Raw genomic sequence first — 16,860 nt, forward strand, 5'->3', positions numbered from 1 at the left:
GAGGCCCGCCGCATCCTCGCCGAGCACAAGGACGATCTCGAGACGCTGGCGCAGGGGCTCCTCGAATACGAGACCCTGTCGGGCGATGAGATCAAGGGTCTGCTCGCCGGCAAGCCGCCGCTCCGCGACGCGGGCGACGGCCCTCCGAGCCCGGCCCGTGGCTCCTCGGTTCCTTCCGCGGGCCGCGGCCGTCCCAGAGAGACGGATGGTGGGCTGGAGCCTCAGCCTCAGGCGTGATCGAGCATCATCGATGGAACGTGGGCGGCAGGAGCGATCCTGCCGCCCTTTTTTTGCTCGTGGGAGAGGCTGGCGGCGCCTCCTCCTTCGGATGAGTTTATCTCGCTCCGCCCCGTTCACCATCGATTCGCCACGCTTGGATACCAGCCGTCGACGGGGTTGAGGTACAAGGGACCGGCAAACCGGGGACGGACCACGTGCGCAAGTATTTCGGGACCGACGGCATTCGCGGCCGCGCCAACGGCGTCATCACGCCGGAACTGGCGCTCAAGGTGGGTCAGGCGGCCGGCCTCGTCTTCCAGCGAGGCGATCATCGCCACCGGGTCGTCATCGGCAAGGACACGCGGCTGTCCGGCTACATGATTGAGACGGCGCTCATCGCCGGCTTCACTTCGGTGGGCATGGACGTGCTCCAGCTCGGCCCGATGCCCACTCCGGCCGTCGCCATGCTGACCCGCTCCATGCGCGCCGATATCGGCGTGATGATCTCGGCCTCGCACAATGCCTACGAGGACAACGGCATCAAGCTGTTCGGGCCCGACGGCTTCAAGCTCTCGGACGAGGTCGAGCGCGAGATCGAGGCTCTGCTCGACGGTCAGCTGCACAAGCGCCTCGCGGGCGCCCGCGACATCGGACGCGCCAAGCGCATCGAGAGCGTGCACGCCCGCTACATCGAGTTCGCCAAGCGGACGCTGCCCCGCCATGTCACCCTCGACGGATTGCGCGTCGTGGTCGATTGCGCCAACGGCGCCGCCTATCGCGTCGCGCCCGAGACCCTGTGGGAGCTCGGCGCCGAGGTCATCGCCATCGGCGTGGAGCCGGATGGCTTCAACATCAACCGCGACGTCGGCTCGACGGCGCCGACGGCGCTGGTGAGCAAGGTCCGGGAGCTGCGCGCCGATATCGGCATCGCGCTCGACGGCGATGCGGACCGCGTGCTCATCGTCGACGAGAAGGGGCAGGTGGTGGATGGCGACCAGCTCATGGCCGTCGTCGCCCGCTCCTGGAAGGAGGACGGGCGGCTGACCCAGCCCGGCCTCGTCGCGACGATCATGTCCAATCTCGGCCTCGAGCGATTCCTCGGCGGTATCGGCCTGACGCTGGCCCGCACGGCGGTCGGCGACCGCTACGTGCTCGAGCACATGCGCGAGCACGGCTACAACCTCGGCGGCGAGCAATCCGGGCACATCATCATGTCCGACTACGCCACCACCGGCGATGGCTTGGTGGCGGCGCTGCAACTCCTCAGCGTGGTCAAGCGCGTCGGGCGGCCGGTGAGCGAGGTCTGCCACTGCTTCGATCCGCTGCCGCAGATCCTGCGCAACGTCCGCTACGGTTCGGGCGCACCCCTGCAGCAGGAGACCGTGACGACGGCCATCGCCCATGCCCGTGAGCGGTTGGGCAACAGCGGCCGCCTCGTGATCCGCCCATCGGGCACCGAGCCCGTGATCCGCGTGATGGCGGAGGGCGACGACCGCCGCCTCGTCTCGGACGTGGTCGACGAGGTCGTCGACGCGGTGGCGAATGTCGCGGCGTAGTTCGGTTAAGCGCCCTCGCCCCTTGCGGTGAGGAGTTGGTGGTGAGGGTGGCGTGTGATCCGCTCGCTCACCAAGCGGGACAACCCCCCACCCTTCCACAAGGGTAGGCCGATTGCAGATGAAGTGCTTCATCGGGCCGCTGTCTCTCCAGCACCCCCCTTTGTCATTCCGGGGCGCCGCAGGTGAGCCCGGAACCCAGAGCCGCAGGTGACTCCAAACCTTGCGCTGGCAGCGGCTCTGGGTTCCGGGCCCTGCTTCGCAGTCCCGGAATAAAAAAAGGGGGTTGAGGAAACCCATCTGCAATCACCCGGCCACAAGGGGAGAAGATTCGCGCGCTTTACGCCCGACATCACATCTCCCGATCGGATTCCTGCGGATCGTTTGAGCCTGCCGAACGCCGCGGCTCGTAGGTCGAGACCACCCTCGCCGGCGCCGTGTTGCGCCAAGCCGCCAGCAGCGCACCCCGTAGAATCTCCTCGTCGCACTCGGGGAGGTCGAGGTTGGTCCAGCCGCGCCGGCCCCAGGCGCCCGCGATTGGCGCGAACAGGTCGGGCTGGGCCTCGACCAGCATGGCCTGATGCGCTGGCGTCAGCTTGAGCACCACGCGCTCCTCCTCCACCCAGAGCGTCGCGAAGATGCGGCCGCCGACGCGGAAATCGGGGTTGCCCATATGAGCACCCTCCACCGCTTCGGGTAGCATCAGCGCCAGCCCGCGCACGTCCTCGATCCGCATCGGGCGGCCCTTTCCTGAGGTGAAGTGAGGCGGATCTGCCACGTCCCGGAGACGCGGGGAGGATGCGCAGCGAAGATGCAAGGATAAGATTTAACGTTAAGCCGGGTTTAACCCTTCTCTCCGATCCTGCTCTCGTCATCCAGCCGGTGTCTGAAGGTTCCGGCACGTTGTCGAGTGAAGGAAATCTTATGCGCCGCTCCAAGCTCTACGCTTTGGTGCGCTCGGTCACGCTCGTCGCGAGCGTAGGAGCGCCCTGCCTCGCCCAGGCTGCCGACCTCCTGCCGCCTCCCCCTCCCGAGCCCCTGCCCCCGCCCATCGAGATCGGTGGCGGCTGGTACCTGCGCGGTGACGTCGGCGTCGGCGCCGTCGATATCGGCAAGGCCCAGACGACCCTCCTGCGCGGCAACCTGCCCGATGGCTACGCCTTCGAACAGCTCGGCGCCAGCGATCAGTTCTTCGCGGGCGGTGGCGTCGGCTACGGTTTCGGCTTCTTCCGGGCCGACGTCACGGCCGAGTATCGCAGCGGGACCAAGCTCTACGCTGTCGACCGCTTCAACGGCTTCTTCGGCGACGGCACGCCCGGCACCGGCATCAACAAGTACGACGGCAAGCTCTCCACCGTCCTCGTGATGGCGAACGGCTACATCGACCTCGGGACCTGGCACGGCGTGACGCCCTTCGTCGGCGGCGGCGTGGGCTACGCCTACCACAACGTCTCGAACTTCAGCGATGTCGGCGCCGGCACCGCGCTCGGCGGCTTCGGCACCGCGCCGGACAAGCATTCGGGCAGCTTCGCCTGGGCGGCCCATGCCGGCCTCGCCTACAGCGTGACCCCGAACGTCCAGCTCGAACTTGCCTACCGCTACCTGCATATGGGCCAGGCGAAGACGGGCAACGTGGCCTGCGTCAACGATCCGAACTGCTCGCTGGCCAGCTACCGCTTCAAGGACGTCACCTCGCAGGATGTGAAGATCGGCATGCGCTGGCTGCTCGGCGGCGTCGCCGCCGCGCCGCTGCCCCCGCTCGCGGCCGACTACGCGCCGGCACCGATCATCCGCAAATACTGAGACCCACGCCACACCGATGGCCAAGGCGAACGGCGCGGATCACCTCCGCGCCGTTCTTCATTTTCGCGCCCGCCGTTAGGGTTAAGCCGATCCTAAGGTTTCGGGACGAGCATGAGATTGTGTGAAGCGGCTGCCTCCTTGGGCGGCATCATCTGGGATTATCGGTCGTGCTGCGTCTTCCTCGGACCACCCTGGTGCTGGCGCTTCTCGGCGCTGCCCTCGTGCAGCCGGCCCGCTCGGCCGATCTCCGGCCCTCGCTGCCGCCCCCGCCCCTGCCGCCGGAAGCGGTCGAGGTCGGCACCGGCTGGTACCTGCGAGCGGATTTCACGGAATCCTTCTACGACCGTCCCAAGGACGCGACCCTCGTCGATCCCGCGAACCCGGTTCCGCCCCTGACGCGCCTGCGCCTCAGCCACGAGGGCGGTTACGGCGGCGGCGTCGGCTACAAGATCAACGACTGGCTGCGGGTCGACGTCACGGTCGATCAGCGCCTGCGCAGCAGCTTCAGCACCTATTCCTCGGGCTCGAACTTCCGCACGGGTTACAACGTCGAGGCCGGCCAACTCGACGCGCTGACCGGGCTTGTGAACGTCTACGCCGATCTCGGCACCTGGTGGGGGCTCACGCCCTATATCGGCGGCGGCGTCGGCTTCGCCGACAAGAACTTCCGGCGCGGCTACACCCAGACCACCTGTATCCTGGATTCCTGCGACGGCGTGCCGGGGACGGGCTTGCGCGATTCGGTCAAGCGGCCGGACCGCTCCGTGACCACGCTCGCCTGGGCCCTCTCCGGCGGCGTCTCCTACGCGATCGGCGGCGGCTTCAGCGTCGATGCGAGCTACCGCTACGTCAATCTCGGCCGCGCCAAATCCGGAATCGACGAGTTCGGCTACGACACCCGGCTCAAGGACGTCACCGCCAACGAGGTCCGGGTGGGCCTGCGCTACATGCTGACGGGCGGGCCGGACCCGGTCCGCTACTGAGCCGGACCTAGCTCCCCCGCAGGATCAGCCGGTCGCCCCGCACCTCGTAGGAGGGCAGGCGGTTGAGGAAGCTCTGGCCGAGCAGGTTTCCCGACAAGGCGCCGGGGCGGCTGACCATGGCGGGGATGTTGCGCTCGGTGATGGTGCCGACGCTGAGGCTGTCGAGCAGGATCGGCGCGGCGAGCGCAACGCCGTTCGCCGTCGAGACCCGGACGTTGAAGGCGGAATCCGCCGGCCTGATTCCCAGAGCCTCCGCGTTCTCGGCGGTCAGCACCACGGCGCTGGCGCCCGTGTCGAACATGAAGGGCTGGGTCCGGCCGTTGACCTCGGCGCGGACCGTGAACTCGCCGCCGGAACTCCGCGTGACCGTGACGGTGCCGCCCGGCCCCTTGACGGCGGTGCCCGGGCGCAGCTCGCTCATCACACGGGCGCCGACCTCGCGGGCTTGTTCGCGATAGGCGTAGCCGATCACCAGGGCGAGGCCGAGCACCCCCCAGATCAGAAGCGCCTTCAGGCTCTCGCCCATCCGATCGCGGAACTGGTGCCAGAACCCTGCCACGACGAGGGTCAGGAAGGTGCCGGTGACGGCGAGGCTCGCAAGCTGGTCGGACTCGATGCCGCCGACATTGCCCGAGCCGTCCGTCACGATGAGCAGGACGAGGACCAGGCCGAGGACGCCGAGGGCGAGGTACATCATGGGGCAGCCGGCGCCGTCGCTCGCAGGGGATAGGCGGCGCGGAGCCGCGCCGGAAGCGTCGCCATAATCGCCTGCCGCTGAGGCTCGAGCAACGAACCCCACAGGGCGATCTCGTCGCGGGTCCGGCCGCAGCCCTCGCAGAGGCCGGTGACGGCATCGAGAACGCAGACCTTGTTGCAGGGGCTGGACGGCTTCGGCGGGCGCGGGATCATGCCGTTCCATGCCCTGCGGGGCTGCCCGCGATCAAGTCTCGCGGCCTGCGACCCACCATCCGGCATTCCGATTGCGTCACCAGGCTTCGGAGCAAGCCACGTACCTGCACCGCGGGGCTGCCGCGCGCATGGCGCGAGCCGCAGGCGTGGAACTTTCACACCTTTATCGCCTATCAAGCGAATGGGCCGCGGTTTGGCCGCAACGTGAGGACGAGGGCGTATGGTACCGGTCGACGAGGGCAACCTGCATCGCATCGTGGTCGTCGGCGGCGGGGCCGCGGGCTTGCAGCTCGCCACGAAGCTCGGTCACAAGCTCGGGCGGCGGGGCAAGGCGCACGTGACGCTGGTCGATCGGGCGCGCACCCATATCTGGAAGCCGTTGCTGCACGAGGTCGCCGCCGGCAGCCTCGATGTCGGCCATCACGCGGTCGACTACCTGCACCACGCTCACAGTCATCATTTCCGGTACCGCATCGGGCAAATGACTGGTCTCGACCGGGCGGCACGCCAAATTCAGCTTGGGGCGAGCTACGACAACGAGGGCCGCGAGGTCACGCCGGACCGGTCGATCCCCTACGACACGCTGGTGCTGGCGGTGGGTTCGACCACGAACGATTTCGGCACGCCGGGGGTGAAGGAGCACGCCATCGCGCTGGATACCCAGGAGCAGGCGGTGCGCTTCCACCAGCGCATGATCAACGCCATGCTGCGTGCCCACACGCAGGAAGGCCCGGTACGGCCGGGACAGCTCCACGTCGTGGTGATCGGGGCCGGGGCCACCGGCACCGAGCTCGCGGCCGAGCTCCACCGCACCACCCGCGACGTGGCGGCCACGGGCATGGACCGGATCGACCCGGCCAAGGACCTCAAGATCACCCTCGTCGAGGCCGCAGACCGCATCCTGCCGGCGGTGCCGGCGCGACTCGCGGGCGAGGTGATGCAGCTCTTGGGCAAGATCGGCGTCGACGTCCGCACCGGCGCGCGCGTGACGGAGGTGCGCGCCGACGGCGTCCTCCTCGCCGATGGGAGCGTCATCCCCTCGGAGCTCGTCGTCTGGGCCGCGGGCGTGAAGGCCCCGGCCTTCCTGCACGACATCGGCGGTCTCGAGACCACCCGCAACAACCAGCTCGTGGTGACCCCGACCCTGCAGACGACGCGCGACCCCGACATCTTCGCGATCGGCGACTGCGCCTACCTCGTGGAGCAGGGCTCCGACGTGCCGGTCCCGCCCCGCGCCCAGGCCGCGCATCAGCAGGCGAGCCACCTCATCAAGTGGATTCCCGCCAAGATCGAGGGCCGGCCGCTCAAGCCCTTCAAGTACCGGGACTTCGGCTCGCTGGTCTCCCTCGGCGAGTACTCGACCGTCGGCAACCTGATGGGGTTCATCCAAGGCAAGAACATGCTCATTGCCGGCTTCTTCGCCCGGCTGATGTATCGCTCGCTCTACAAGATGCACGAGCAGGCCCTGCACGGGACCATCAAGACCGCCCTCGACGCCCTGGCCCGAGCGCTCACCCGGCGCACGGAGCCGCGGGTGAAGCTGCATTGAGCGGGGCCGCCCGATGATCGACCTGATCAAGATCATCACCGAGCGCAACCCGGCGCTCGGCCGCTTCATCATCGTGCTGCGCAGCGACTCCCGCGCGCGCGATCCCGCCAACCCCGACCAGCTCAGCCTGGAGGCGCAGGCCTGGATCGACGCGCACGCGCCCGGCGCACGGCTCTCGGCCGAGACGGTGCTGATCGCGTCCTATCCAGGGGGAATGCCGGCCGAGCGAACCGTTACGGTCCTGGCCTTCGCCGACGCCCGCCAACTCGCCGCCTTCGCGACCGCGTGGACAGGCGATCCGGAGCCGGAGGAGAAAGAGGAGAGTTCCACTTAGCCGTGAAGCGGCCGGATGACGGGGGCGCCTCGCCCTTGGGGTGCGTCTGCCGCTCCGGTTTTCGGGGATACGGCGGCGATCTCGTAACGAGTGTGTTCGCGGTGGCTCGCGACCGTGTCGCTCACGCGCTCTGTCGGAAGGGACGCATAATCTGTCCCCCGAAATCCTTCGGGAATGTCGGATCGTCGATCCCGAAACGTTCAGGCCGCTCGCCCTTCGGCATGTAGTAGGTCCTGAACATGAGATCGAGGATCGGGAAGGTGGCGGCAAAGTTCTTCGATCCGCCCTGATCGATGCCGGTATGGTGCCAGCGATGGTAGATCGGGCTGACGATCACCGTCTTCAGGATGCCGAAGTCCCAGTTCAGGTTGCTGTGGATCAAGGCGGAGTGCCAGATCTGGAATGGCGCCACGAAGGCAATGACTTCCATCGGCATGCCTAGGAGAAGCAGGACGACGTCCGGCAAAGCGATGTGAACGAGGTCGTCGACCGGATGGAACCGGCGGGCGGATACCCAATGCAGCTCTTCCGAGGAATGGTGGACGGCATGGTAGCGCCACAGGGACATGGTGTGAAACGCGCGGTGGGTCGCGTACATCATGACGTCGATAAGGCTGATATAGACTAACGCGCTCAGCCAGAACGGTATTCCTGTCAGAAGCTGCAGTCCGGGCAACCCGTCGAGTCCCAAAGCGCCGCTTCCGAAGATCATCGAGAGGCCGAACGACCCGAGGATGATTAGCATCAGCGCGAGGTAGCGGTTGATCAGTGGCGTCGCGAACCACCAGCAGACATCCGTGATGATCTCGGATTTGCGCCACCAGTGTTTGCCCGGAGTGGAGGGGAACAACACGCAGAGGATCGTGAGCACCACGGCGAGTGCGAGCGTCGTCGGCAGGCCGGCCAGGACCAATTCGCCGAACTGGATCATGATACCCAGGACCTGATCCGTCATGTGTCGTCCTGCACGCGCGATACGCCCCCATCCTGCTTTGACAGACGCGGGTTAACGTCGAGTCTAGGCCGTCCTGACGATCAGCTCGAGACGAGCCGCCCTTAATGCGCCGCTTGGCCGATCCTCGCGCGGGCGCCATCGATCTGAGCGACCGCTGCATCCACGCGCAGTCCGATCAGGATCCGCCCGCGATGGGCCGAGGACCGGAGTGGGTCACCGCTGGCGCCGGTGGCCTCGAGGTGGAAGGTCGCGGTGGAGAGGCGGTCGAGGTCAACGCCCTGCGGCCAGATCGCCAGGAGTTCGGAGGTGTCTTGGATGCCGGCATGCCGGCCGATCGCGGCCGGTGTCTCGCCTGACGCTTCGAGCCGGGCCCTCTGGGATGCGTCGTCGTAATAGGCGGTCACGTCGACGACGCGGATCCCCTGGGAAGCCCAGGCATCGGACAGCCGCTTCGCGACCTCGGCTTGCGGCCGCAGGCTGCCGCCGTGATCGGCGATCAAGCAGATTGTCCTGAACCCTGCGGCCTTCAGGCTGCGGGCGATCCCCTCCAGCGTGCCGGCATAGACCTCGTCCGGAACGCCAATTGTGCCCGGATATCGCAGGTGCCCCTCGGGTGGATCGTAGCCGCCCTGCGGTACGTACGAGACGACGGGGGCGACCAGGGTCTGCCCAAGCTTCTCGGCGATCCGACGCGCGGCCCATCCGACGATGCGATCGTGCTTCCCGGTGACCATGTGAACCCCGTTTTGCTCGATACCGCCGCTCGGAACGATCACGGTCGTCGCGCCGCGTTCGATGGCGCCGCGCACCTCCACCCAGGACATCTCCGCGATATCGAGCTTGGTCGAGAGAGGGGCCGTCAGCGGCCGGTCGGCCGCGTAGAAGGCGGCGATCAGCGCCGCGAGACACAGAGCGCCCAGCTTCACCGCGACCGGTCGGCGCGACGCCAGGAAGGATGGGAGAGACATGGATGGCTCGGAGGGGTCCGATGGTCGTCGCGCCATGCTATGCCGCGCAGGTTAACGGACCCCCTTGCGCCTCGCCCGATCTCGGGTCGCGCCTTCGAGGAAGGGCTCCGCCCGCATCGGACCCGCTGCCCTACAGATCGCCCCTTTCGCCCTGTTTGACCGCGGGCTCCTAAACCTTCCCCACCGAGGAGGGGTACCTCCCGAGCCAGTTCAGCCGCGCCGCTTCCAGCGCCCAGATCATGCCGAGCATCATGTAGACGTGGCGCCATTTTTCGATGTCGATCTGCATCGCCTGCAGGAAGAACATCAGGAGGGCCGGGAACACGATCTGCGCGTGCCGCCGGTAGGGCGAGTCCGCCCCCATGAGCCGGACACCGATGAAGCACGTCGCGGTGACGAGAACGAGGAACACCGCCCCGCCGAGCCAGCCGCCATTGGCGAAGCTGCCGATGTAGGAATTGTGCGGCTCGAGCCCGAAGGTCCGGCGCCAGCGCACCGGGCCCATGCCGAGCGGTTCCTCGATCAGCATCGCCATCCCGCGGATCTGGCTGCCGAAGCGGCCGGTTTCGCCCTGGTCGTAATCCTGTGTGACCGCCGCCCGCTTGGCGAACATCTCGGCGGTGTCGCCGACGGTGAGGGCCCCCGCGATCGCGGCCGCGCCGCCGACGAAGGCGAGCAGGCTCAGCGTGAGGATGCGCCGCCGCAACTGCGCCGACCGGCTCGACCGGTAGACCGCGCCCGTCATCACCAGCGTGGCGAGGATGGATCCGCCCCAGGAGCCCCGCGAGAACGACAGGAAGATCCCGACGACGAGGACGAGCAGGGCCGCCGAGGCCAGGAGGGGTCGGCGGCTCGTGCCCGTGAGGAGCCCGTGCATGAGGTAGAGGGCGCCGAGGGTGAGAAAGGAGCCGAACACGTTCGGATCCGTGAAGGTCCCCGAGGCCCGCCCGTACTTGTAGAAGAGGTCCTCCTGCGGGATGAAGCCGAAATAGCCGACGATGCCGAAGACCGCCGAGAGCAGGCAGCTCGCCGTATAGGCCTTCAGCGCGAGTTCGATCCGACCGTCCGTCTCGTCCGAGAACAGCATGGCGAAGAAGGTGCCCGTGACGGCGAGATAGGCGAGCTGGACCGTCCAGGTGACCGGCAGGGGCTCGTCGAGGTAGGGCACCAGAGCCATGACGATCGCTGCCACGTAGAGAACCAGCAGCCCGACAAAGGGGATGACCCCGCGGTGCAGCCGCAGCCCGAGGCAGAGCCAGAGCAGGATCGTGGGAATCGCGACGAGGTCGTAGGGCGAGGTCTCCGAGAATGCGAAGCAGGCGAAGAAGATGAAGGCGGCCAGGAGCAGGCGGGCGAGGCCGTGCAGGGCGTCGAGGACGGTGACATGCGCCCAGGCGCCGGCGCGCCAGGGCGACGGCGGTGAGGCGATCGAGGACGCCATACGCATACGCAACTCCGCGGACCGCAGATGGCGGCCCGGTACAGGAGAGCGATCAAGCGCCAGAATGATTGAGATTTGGAGAAGCGCCCCGAGGCTCCCACATCGCGAAGGAGCGGGAAGCGTCCTATCCGCCAAACACCGAGGTCAGCACGGCGCCGCCGCGGTTGATCGAGACCTCCCAGGCGCTGAGGCTGTTGCGTGTCACCCGGTCGAGGTCCTTCGTGACCGTAATCGGCACGCCGTTGACCGAGACGATGACGTCGCCCTTCTGCAGGCCCGCACGGTTGGCGATCGAGCCCTCGTCGACGCTCGCCACGGCAACGCCCTCGGCAGGGAAATCGACCTGCAGCTCCTCAGCCACCGCCGGCGAGGTGTTGACCACGGTCGCTCCGAGGAAGGGCGAACGGGTTCGGACCTTGAGGACGTCACGGGGGCGGGTCTCGGGGGCGGCAGCGAGCTTCACGGAGACAGTCGAGCGCGTCGTGCCCCGCTGGATGCCGAACTTGGCCTGTCCGGTCAGGCCCTTGAGGGCGAAGCGGTAGCCGAAGGCCTCCGGGTCGTCCACGGGCTTGCCGTCCACGGTCAGGATGAGGTCGCCGCGCTTCAGGCCCGCCTCTTCGGCGGGGCTCTTGGCCTGCAGGCTTGCGACGAGGACGCCGGTCGGATGGTCGAGCCCCATGCTCTCGGCGATATCCGGCGTCACGGTCTGGACCCGCGCCCCGAGCCAGGGCCGGCGCACGGTGTTGGCGCCGTTCTTCGCCGTCTCGACGACGGCCCGCACCATGCTCGCGGGGATGGCAAAGCCGATGCCGTGGCTGCCGCCCGATTGCGAGTAGATCGCCGTGTTGATCCCGACGAGCTGCCCTTGAAGGTCGACCAGCGCGCCGCCGGAATTGCCCGGGTTGATGGCGGCGTCGGTCTGGATGAAGAACTGATAGTCGGAGGACCCGACCTGGGTGCGGGCGAGCGCCGAGATGATTCCCTGCGTCACCGTCTGGCCGACGCCGAAGGGATTGCCGATCGCCATCACGAAGTCGCCGACCTCGAGCACCTCGGAATCGCCGAAGGGCATCGCCACGAGACCGGGCGCGGGATTCTTGATCTTGACCACCGCGAGGTCGGTGCGGGGGTCACGCAGCACGATCGTGGCCTCGAACTCGCGCCGGTCGGCGAGCGCGATACGAACCTCGTTCATGTTATCGATGACGTGGTTATTGGTGACGACGAGGCCGCTCTCGTCGACGATGACGCCCGAGCCGAGCGATCGCTGCGCCCGCTCACCCGGGGCGCCGCCGCGTCCGCGCCCGGCGCCGTCCTCGCCGAAGAAGCGGCGCATGAACTCCTCCATCGCGCTGCGGGTCGGCCCGCGCTTGTCGACGTGCGAGGCGTAGACGTTGACGACGGAGGGCGCCGCCCGCTTGACCACGGGGGCGAAGGAGAGCTGGACCTGCGGCTTGGTCTGCGGGGTGATCCGCTCCTGCGCCACCTCCGGCGTCTTCATGATCTGCGCGGCGACGGGCCCGGATCCTGTGACGAAGGCCAGGGCGAGGCAAGCGGCCGGCAGGAGCGGAGAACGCGGCATCGAAGTCTCCCGGGTCTGTGGGCGGCCCGACGCGGATGTCGCGTCAGGCCACGGCCCGGGTTCTAGAGCATTTTCACGCGCGGCGAATCCGTCCGGCGGGAAGAAAATACGACGGCCAGCGACGCCTCAGCGCGGACGGAACGCCTCGGCGAGACGGGTGGCACGGCGGGCCAGGACGCTGAAGCAGGTGAGCGAGGCGTCGGCCGCCCGCTGCATCTCGCCGACCTGCAGGCGGATGGCGTCGGCGGGCGTTTTCGCCGCGGCGAGCGCACGGAAATGACTGATGGTCGCCTGGCCTTCACCCTGCAGGAATGCCACCAGGGTCGCGTTGACCTCCGTGAGTTCGGACATCGCGTCGAGCGCGGAGCCTCGCATGGGAAGAGTCGGCACCGGCGAGGCCGACAACTTCGGCGATGCGGGCTGGAACACCGGCACCGGCGCGTCAACGTCGGAGGCGGGCTGAGGTCCGGGAACCTCCGTCGCTGGCGGCTCGTCGAGATCGATCGCGACAGGGTTCGTAGCGGCCGGGTCGGCCTGAAGCGCGTCCGGCGAGACGCTTTCGAGCAGCGCCTCGCGCGTCGAGATCGCGCTGTCTTCGGCAGTGTCAGCCGGGAGTCCGATCGCAGCTTCGGCCGGAACGATCTCCTCCCGAATGACCGGAGGGATATCAGCCGTGGAATCGACCGTCGTGGGCCGCGCCGAACGTCCCTTGTGCCGCTTCACCATCGGTAGCTCCCTTGTCGTATCGCGCCGCCCCGTCAATCGGGACCGCGAGTCGCCGCCGGAGCGCGCCCGTTGAGGTACGGGCGCGCCGCAGCGTGATCAGGCGGCCGGACGAAGCGCGCCCTGCGCCAGGACGCCGAGGTCCTTGGCTTGGCTCTGCAGCGCCGCGGCCTGGTTGCGCAGGAACTCGGCCTGAAGCTCGAAAGCCTCGCGCAGATCGCGGGTGCGGGCAAGCTTCTGCGCGAAATCGAAGGTCGCGTTGGCGTTCTCTTGGACGTGATCGAAGCTCTTCGCGACCACCGAATGCATTGAGGCCTGGGCGGTCTGCGACGAAACCTGGAGCTGCTGGGCCGTCTTGGAGACCGTGCCGAACATGCTCGTCACGGCGTTGCGGGCCTGATCGACGCTCTTCTCGGCGAAGTCGCGCATCTCGGTCGGGATCTCGAAGGTCGGGGCGTTCATGCCAAATCTCTCTCGCTTTCCAGTGTTCGCGCGGAATTGCGGCGCCACGCTACCTATATGTTGCAGTGCAACATAAAAGTCAAGACGGGGCACTCGACAGGTCGTGCGTTCAACGCGTTGCGCCTGCAAAGTCTTGGCAGTACGAGGGATTCGCTCGACACCAATCTATCCAAGTCCGGTCTCGACGGTCAAATCCCGCGACGACTTTCGTGACGAAGAACGGGATCTGTCACTCGCCGTCGATGCCCTGTCGTGCCTCCGTCCTGCCGGCTCTCCTCTGTCGTCGCTGATAGATCAACTGACGGCATCGAGCGGTTGGTCGAGGGAGAGAACAGCCGCGGCGGGGTGCGCCCGCTCGCGCAGAAGGCCGTGGTAAAGCTTGACCAGGGCCTCGGCATGAGCCGCCAGCGTCATCGGCGCGGCCCAGTAGCGGGCATGGGCAGCACGGCCCAGAGCGCGGGCCTGATCATCGCTGGCGAGGCGGCGCAGGGCGACGGCGAGAACGCCGGCCTCCGGCTCCACCACGAAACCGTTGACCCCGTCCGCGACCTTCTCGGCCGCGCCCGCGCGGTTCGAGGCGATCACAGGGAGCCCGGCCGCTAGGGCCTCATAGACCGTCAGCGGCCCGGTCTCGTACCAGCGCGAGGGGGCGACGACGACGCGAGCCCGGCTGCGCAGGAGGCGCTCGACCGCCTCAGGCGCCTGCCAGCCGACGAGCTCCACGTTCGGCCGGCCGCGAAGCTCCGCCTCCAGCGGGCCGGTGCCGATGAAGAGCGCGGTGAGTCCGGCGAGGGCGGCGGCCTCCGCCACGAGGTCGGCGCCCTTCTCGCGGGTAAGGCGGCCGACATAGGCCAAGGCGTTCCCTGACGCGGGATCGGCCGGCGGCGCGAAGGGAACGCGCACGGGATTGTCGATCCGGTGGTGCGCCAGGTCGAAGCGGCCGAGCAGGCCGCCGATCCGCATACGGCTCGCGTCGCAGACATGCACCACGTCGAGGCGCCGGCGGCCGATCGCGGCCCGCAAAGCCGCCGTGCGGGCGACGCGGACGAGCTTGTGCGCGCGGCTCTTCCCGTCGCAGGGCGCGGCGAGGCAGGCGACCGATATCGGCGTGAGCGCGCAGGGCTCGGTCCTGTCGAAGCGGTAATGCACCCCGTTCGGGCAGGCCAGGAAGTAATCGTGCAAGGTCGTGACCACAGGAACGCTGCGGGCAAACAAAACCGGGAAGACGCTCGGCGAGAGGCTGCGGGTCCATTGGTGGAGGTGAAGGACGTCCGGCGGCCAGGCGAGACCGTCGAGGGCGCGCACGAGGCGCCGGGCCGCCTCCCTGTGCCAGATCGCCGAGAGGGCCGCGCTCAGGGCTGAGCGCGTCCAGACGTCGGCGAGGCCGAGGCCGATGCGGGTGATGCGCGGATGGTCGAGCAGCGGGTCGGCCGGCCCTTCGATGGCCTGGACGTAGGTGACGGTCAGGCCGGTTTCGGCGAGGCCTCGGGCGGATTCGAGCGCGACCTTCTCGGCGCCCCCGCTCGGGACCGCGAACTCGGCCAGGACGACGACATGCATGACGGCTCGCGACCCTCAGGTGACCACCCGCGCTCGCGGCGCGGCTGCCCCTGAGGTTTACCGGCGATCAACGCACGGGGAGTAAACGTCGGGGGAAAAGCATCCGCGACGAGGATCTTCACGCCATGCACGTCGTCCTCGTCGCCGACCATGCCTTCGTGAATGGCGGACAGGCCAAGGTCGCCATCGACGCGGCGCTGGGCCTGCGCGAACGCGGCTACCGGGTCACGCTCTTCGCCGCGGTCGGGCCGCCGGATTCGCGGCTGGAGGCGGCTGGCATCCGCGTCGTCTGCCTGAACCAGGACGACATCGAGCGGGCTCGCAACAAGCTCGCCTTCGTGGTGCAAGCGATCTGGAACCGCGAGTCCGCCCGCCGCCTCGCGGCCGAGCTCAAGCTCTGCGATCCGCGCGAGACCGTCGTCCACGTCCACGCCTTCGCCAAGGCGCTCTCGCCCTCGATCGGCGTGGCGCTGCGCGCCTCCGGGCTGCCGCTCCTCTACACGATGCACGAGTTCTTCCTCGTCTGCCCGAACGGTGGCTTCTACGAGTACCCGGCCGCGCGCATCTGCCGGCGCATTCCCATGTCGCGGGACTGCGTGACAACGAATTGCGACGCGCGCAGCTACCCGCGCAAACTCCTGCGTGTGGTGCGCCATGCCGGCCTCGATCACGTTGCCGGCCTGCGCCGGCTGTTCCGGCATGTCGTCACGATCAGCGACCTTCAGGAGCGCGCGGCCGCCCCCTACCTGCCCGCCGAGACGGTCTATCACCGCGTCGACAACCCGATCGACGTCGCCCGCGAACCCCATGGGACGGAGGGGCGCGCCGACTTCCTGTTCGTCGGCCGGATCTCCACCGAGAAGGGCGCGCCGATCTTCGCCGAGGCCGCGCGCCGGGCCGGCGTGAGGCCGGTCTTCGTGGGCGACGGCCCGCAGCGCGACGACCTCGCGGCGCGCTATCCGGAGGCCGTGATGCTCGGCTGGAAGGACGCGCCGGCCGTGCGCAGCCTGATGCGCGGCGCCCGCGCCCTCGTCTTCCCCAGCGTCTGGTACGAGGGCCAGCCGCTCACGGTCTACGAGGCACTCGCCTGCGGCACGCCGGTGATCGTCAGCGACGCCTGTGCCGGCCGCGAGGCCGTGGAGGACGGCGAGAACGGCTTCTGGTTCCGCTCCGGCGATCCGGAGGCGCTGGCCGCGCACCTGCGGCGGCTGTCGGACGACACCCTCGCCGCCCGGATGGGACGGGCCGCCTACGACCGCTATTGGCTGGCGCCGCTGACCCTCGACTCGCATCTCGACCGCCTGGCCGAGGTCTACGAGACGGTGACGCGCGAGGCGGCCCCGGCTGCCGGGCGCGACGCGCGCCGCCGGCATTCGGTGGATGGGGCGGAAACACCGGCGACGGCCCTGCGTTGACCCGCGATGTGCCGGCGTACCGGTGCGAGCGTGATCAAGGAGAGGCTCGATGCCTGACGACGCGAAGCGATCCAAGACCGACGAGAAGGTGGGCTACCGCCAGGACGGCACCACGCCCAGCGACAAGCACCGCCCCGAAAACCAGCAGGGTGCCCTGAACGAGAAGCTCGACGAGGCGCTGGAGGAGACTTTTCCGTCGAGCGATCCCGTTTCGGTGAAGATCACGAAGTGACGGTTGCTTCACCACGGTTGTAATCCCGGGACCGCGAAGCGGAGCCCGGGACCCAGAGCCGCTGAGGGGCCACGCTTAAGCACTGTCGGCGGTTCTGGATTCCGGGCTCGCCTGCGGCGGCCCGGACTGACAAAGCGGGGCGCCGCAGGCGAGCGGACACGACGCATATCAG

17 protein-coding genes and 1 pseudogene are annotated in these 16,860 nt (G+C 68.4%); 8 read left to right on the forward strand and 10 right to left on the reverse strand.

All coding sequences use genetic code 11. The features are described from left to right. A pseudogene (locus MFF55_RS20025) lies at window positions 1–237 on the forward strand (ATP-dependent zinc metalloprotease FtsH); the annotation flags it as partial. Window positions 238–434: 197 nt separating this feature from the next. Beyond that, window positions 435–1,775: a phosphoglucosamine mutase gene (gene glmM / locus MFF55_RS20030; RefSeq protein WP_238245872.1), complete on the forward strand. Its 1,341-nt coding sequence runs from the start codon at window positions 435–437 to the stop codon at window positions 1,773–1,775. 349 nt (window positions 1,776–2,124) lie between these two features. Here the strand turns inward: glmM and MFF55_RS20035 are convergent, their stop codons facing one another. Beyond that, window positions 2,125–2,508: an MmcQ/YjbR family DNA-binding protein gene (locus MFF55_RS20035; protein ID WP_238245873.1), complete on the reverse strand. Its 384-nt coding sequence runs from the start codon at window positions 2,506–2,508 to the stop codon at window positions 2,125–2,127. A 188-nt stretch (window positions 2,509–2,696) separates the two neighbouring features. Between MFF55_RS20035 and MFF55_RS20040 the strand changes: the two genes are divergently transcribed. Together MFF55_RS20040 and MFF55_RS20045 are read left to right on the forward strand one after the other, a co-directional pair. Continuing rightward, window positions 2,697–3,575: an outer membrane protein gene (locus MFF55_RS20040; protein WP_238245874.1), complete on the forward strand. Its 879-nt coding sequence runs from the start codon at window positions 2,697–2,699 to the stop codon at window positions 3,573–3,575. Window positions 3,576–3,742: 167 nt separating this feature from the next. After that, entirely contained in the window at window positions 3,743–4,558 is an 816-nt protein-coding gene (locus MFF55_RS20045; protein ID WP_238245875.1) for an outer membrane protein, read from the forward strand. A gap of 7 nt (window positions 4,559–4,565) precedes the next feature. Here MFF55_RS20045 and MFF55_RS20050 read toward each other — a convergent pair whose 3' ends face one another. Further along, on the reverse strand, window positions 4,566–5,255 hold the full coding sequence (locus tag MFF55_RS20050; protein WP_238245876.1) for a retropepsin-like aspartic protease family protein: 690 nt from the start codon (window positions 5,253–5,255) through the stop codon (window positions 4,566–4,568). Next, window positions 5,252–5,467 (reverse strand): DUF1289 domain-containing protein, encoded by a 216-nt coding sequence (locus tag MFF55_RS20055; protein ID WP_238245877.1) that lies wholly within the window; start codon window positions 5,465–5,467, stop codon window positions 5,252–5,254. The genes MFF55_RS20050 and MFF55_RS20055 overlap by 4 nt, the downstream gene beginning before the upstream one ends. A gap of 220 nt (window positions 5,468–5,687) precedes the next feature. Between MFF55_RS20055 and MFF55_RS20060 the strand changes: the two genes are divergently transcribed. After that, window positions 5,688–7,016, forward strand: coding sequence for an NAD(P)/FAD-dependent oxidoreductase (locus MFF55_RS20060; RefSeq protein WP_238245878.1), 1,329 nt, complete (start codon window positions 5,688–5,690; stop codon window positions 7,014–7,016). A 13-nt stretch (window positions 7,017–7,029) separates the two neighbouring features. Then, a complete protein-coding gene (locus MFF55_RS20065; protein WP_238245879.1) occupies window positions 7,030–7,350 on the forward strand; it encodes a hypothetical protein in 321 nt (106 codons plus the stop codon). Window positions 7,351–7,471: 121 nt separating this feature from the next. Here the strand turns inward: MFF55_RS20065 and MFF55_RS20070 are convergent, their stop codons facing one another. The 7 genes from MFF55_RS20070 to MFF55_RS20100 all read right to left on the reverse strand — a co-directional run bounded on the left by MFF55_RS20070 (window position 7,472) and on the right by MFF55_RS20100 (window position 15,041). Next, a complete protein-coding gene (locus MFF55_RS20070) occupies window positions 7,472–8,305 on the reverse strand; it encodes a sterol desaturase family protein (protein WP_238245880.1) in 834 nt (277 codons plus the stop codon). 101 nt (window positions 8,306–8,406) lie between these two features. Then, entirely contained in the window at window positions 8,407–9,273 is an 867-nt protein-coding gene (locus tag MFF55_RS20075; protein WP_238245881.1) for a creatininase family protein, read from the reverse strand. A 169-nt stretch (window positions 9,274–9,442) separates the two neighbouring features. Continuing rightward, window positions 9,443–10,714, reverse strand: a complete 1,272-nt coding sequence (locus MFF55_RS20080) for an O-antigen ligase family protein (RefSeq protein ID WP_238245882.1) — start codon at window positions 10,712–10,714, stop codon at window positions 9,443–9,445. 124 nt (window positions 10,715–10,838) lie between these two features. Further along, entirely contained in the window at window positions 10,839–12,296 is a 1,458-nt protein-coding gene (locus MFF55_RS20085) for a Do family serine endopeptidase (RefSeq protein WP_238245883.1), read from the reverse strand. A 126-nt stretch (window positions 12,297–12,422) separates the two neighbouring features. Then, the gene (locus MFF55_RS20090) at window positions 12,423–13,058 is read right to left on the reverse strand and encodes a phasin family protein (protein ID WP_238245884.1); all 636 of its coding nucleotides are present in this window, start codon (window positions 13,056–13,058) and stop codon (window positions 12,423–12,425) included. Window positions 13,059–13,118: 60 nt separating this feature from the next. Next, entirely contained in the window at window positions 13,119–13,481 is a 363-nt protein-coding gene (locus MFF55_RS20095) for a phasin (protein WP_238245885.1), read from the reverse strand. A 294-nt stretch (window positions 13,482–13,775) separates the two neighbouring features. Continuing rightward, a complete protein-coding gene (locus MFF55_RS20100) occupies window positions 13,776–15,041 on the reverse strand; it encodes a glycosyltransferase (RefSeq protein WP_238245886.1) in 1,266 nt (421 codons plus the stop codon). A gap of 125 nt (window positions 15,042–15,166) precedes the next feature. Between MFF55_RS20100 and MFF55_RS20105 the strand changes: the two genes are divergently transcribed. Both MFF55_RS20105 and MFF55_RS20110 read left to right on the forward strand, forming a co-directional pair. Then, on the forward strand, window positions 15,167–16,456 hold the full coding sequence (locus MFF55_RS20105) for a glycosyltransferase family 4 protein (protein WP_238245887.1): 1,290 nt from the start codon (window positions 15,167–15,169) through the stop codon (window positions 16,454–16,456). Between the two features lie 49 nt (window positions 16,457–16,505). Next, window positions 16,506–16,688 (forward strand): hypothetical protein, encoded by a 183-nt coding sequence (locus MFF55_RS20110; RefSeq protein WP_238245888.1) that lies wholly within the window; start codon window positions 16,506–16,508, stop codon window positions 16,686–16,688. Window positions 16,689–16,860: the final 172 nt, after the last annotated feature.

This window comes from Methylobacterium iners (assembly GCF_022179305.1).
Lineage (GTDB): Bacteria > Pseudomonadota > Alphaproteobacteria > Rhizobiales > Beijerinckiaceae > Methylobacterium > Methylobacterium iners.

What these genes read in the sequence shown, in the direction of transcription:
- MFF55_RS20095 (WP_238245885.1), bottom strand. Translation starts at nt 13,481, where the DNA reads ATGAACGCCCCGACCTTCGAGATCCCGACCGAGATGCGCGACTTCGCC.
- MFF55_RS20100 (WP_238245886.1), bottom strand. Translation starts at nt 15,041, where the DNA reads ATGCATGTCGTCGTCCTGGCCGAGTTCGCGGTCCCGAGCGGGGGCGCC.
- MFF55_RS20050 (WP_238245876.1), bottom strand. Translation starts at nt 5,255, where the DNA reads ATGATGTACCTCGCCCTCGGCGTCCTCGGCCTGGTCCTCGTCCTGCTC.
- MFF55_RS20085 (WP_238245883.1), bottom strand. Translation starts at nt 12,296, where the DNA reads ATGCCGCGTTCTCCGCTCCTGCCGGCCGCTTGCCTCGCCCTGGCCTTC.
- MFF55_RS20035 (WP_238245873.1), bottom strand. Translation starts at nt 2,508, where the DNA reads ATGCGGATCGAGGACGTGCGCGGGCTGGCGCTGATGCTACCCGAAGCG.
- MFF55_RS20070 (WP_238245880.1), bottom strand. Translation starts at nt 8,305, where the DNA reads ATGACGGATCAGGTCCTGGGTATCATGATCCAGTTCGGCGAATTGGTC.
- MFF55_RS20060 (WP_238245878.1), top strand. Translation starts at nt 5,688, where the DNA reads ATGGTACCGGTCGACGAGGGCAACCTGCATCGCATCGTGGTCGTCGGC.
- MFF55_RS20075 (WP_238245881.1), bottom strand. Translation starts at nt 9,273, where the DNA reads ATGTCTCTCCCATCCTTCCTGGCGTCGCGCCGACCGGTCGCGGTGAAG.
- MFF55_RS20040 (WP_238245874.1), top strand. Translation starts at nt 2,697, where the DNA reads ATGCGCCGCTCCAAGCTCTACGCTTTGGTGCGCTCGGTCACGCTCGTC.
- MFF55_RS20080 (WP_238245882.1), bottom strand. Translation starts at nt 10,714, where the DNA reads ATGGCGTCCTCGATCGCCTCACCGCCGTCGCCCTGGCGCGCCGGCGCC.
- MFF55_RS20065 (WP_238245879.1), top strand. Translation starts at nt 7,030, where the DNA reads ATGATCGACCTGATCAAGATCATCACCGAGCGCAACCCGGCGCTCGGC.
- MFF55_RS20110 (WP_238245888.1), top strand. Translation starts at nt 16,506, where the DNA reads ATGCCTGACGACGCGAAGCGATCCAAGACCGACGAGAAGGTGGGCTAC.
- MFF55_RS20105 (WP_238245887.1), top strand. Translation starts at nt 15,167, where the DNA reads ATGCACGTCGTCCTCGTCGCCGACCATGCCTTCGTGAATGGCGGACAG.
- MFF55_RS20055 (WP_238245877.1), bottom strand. Translation starts at nt 5,467, where the DNA reads ATGATCCCGCGCCCGCCGAAGCCGTCCAGCCCCTGCAACAAGGTCTGC.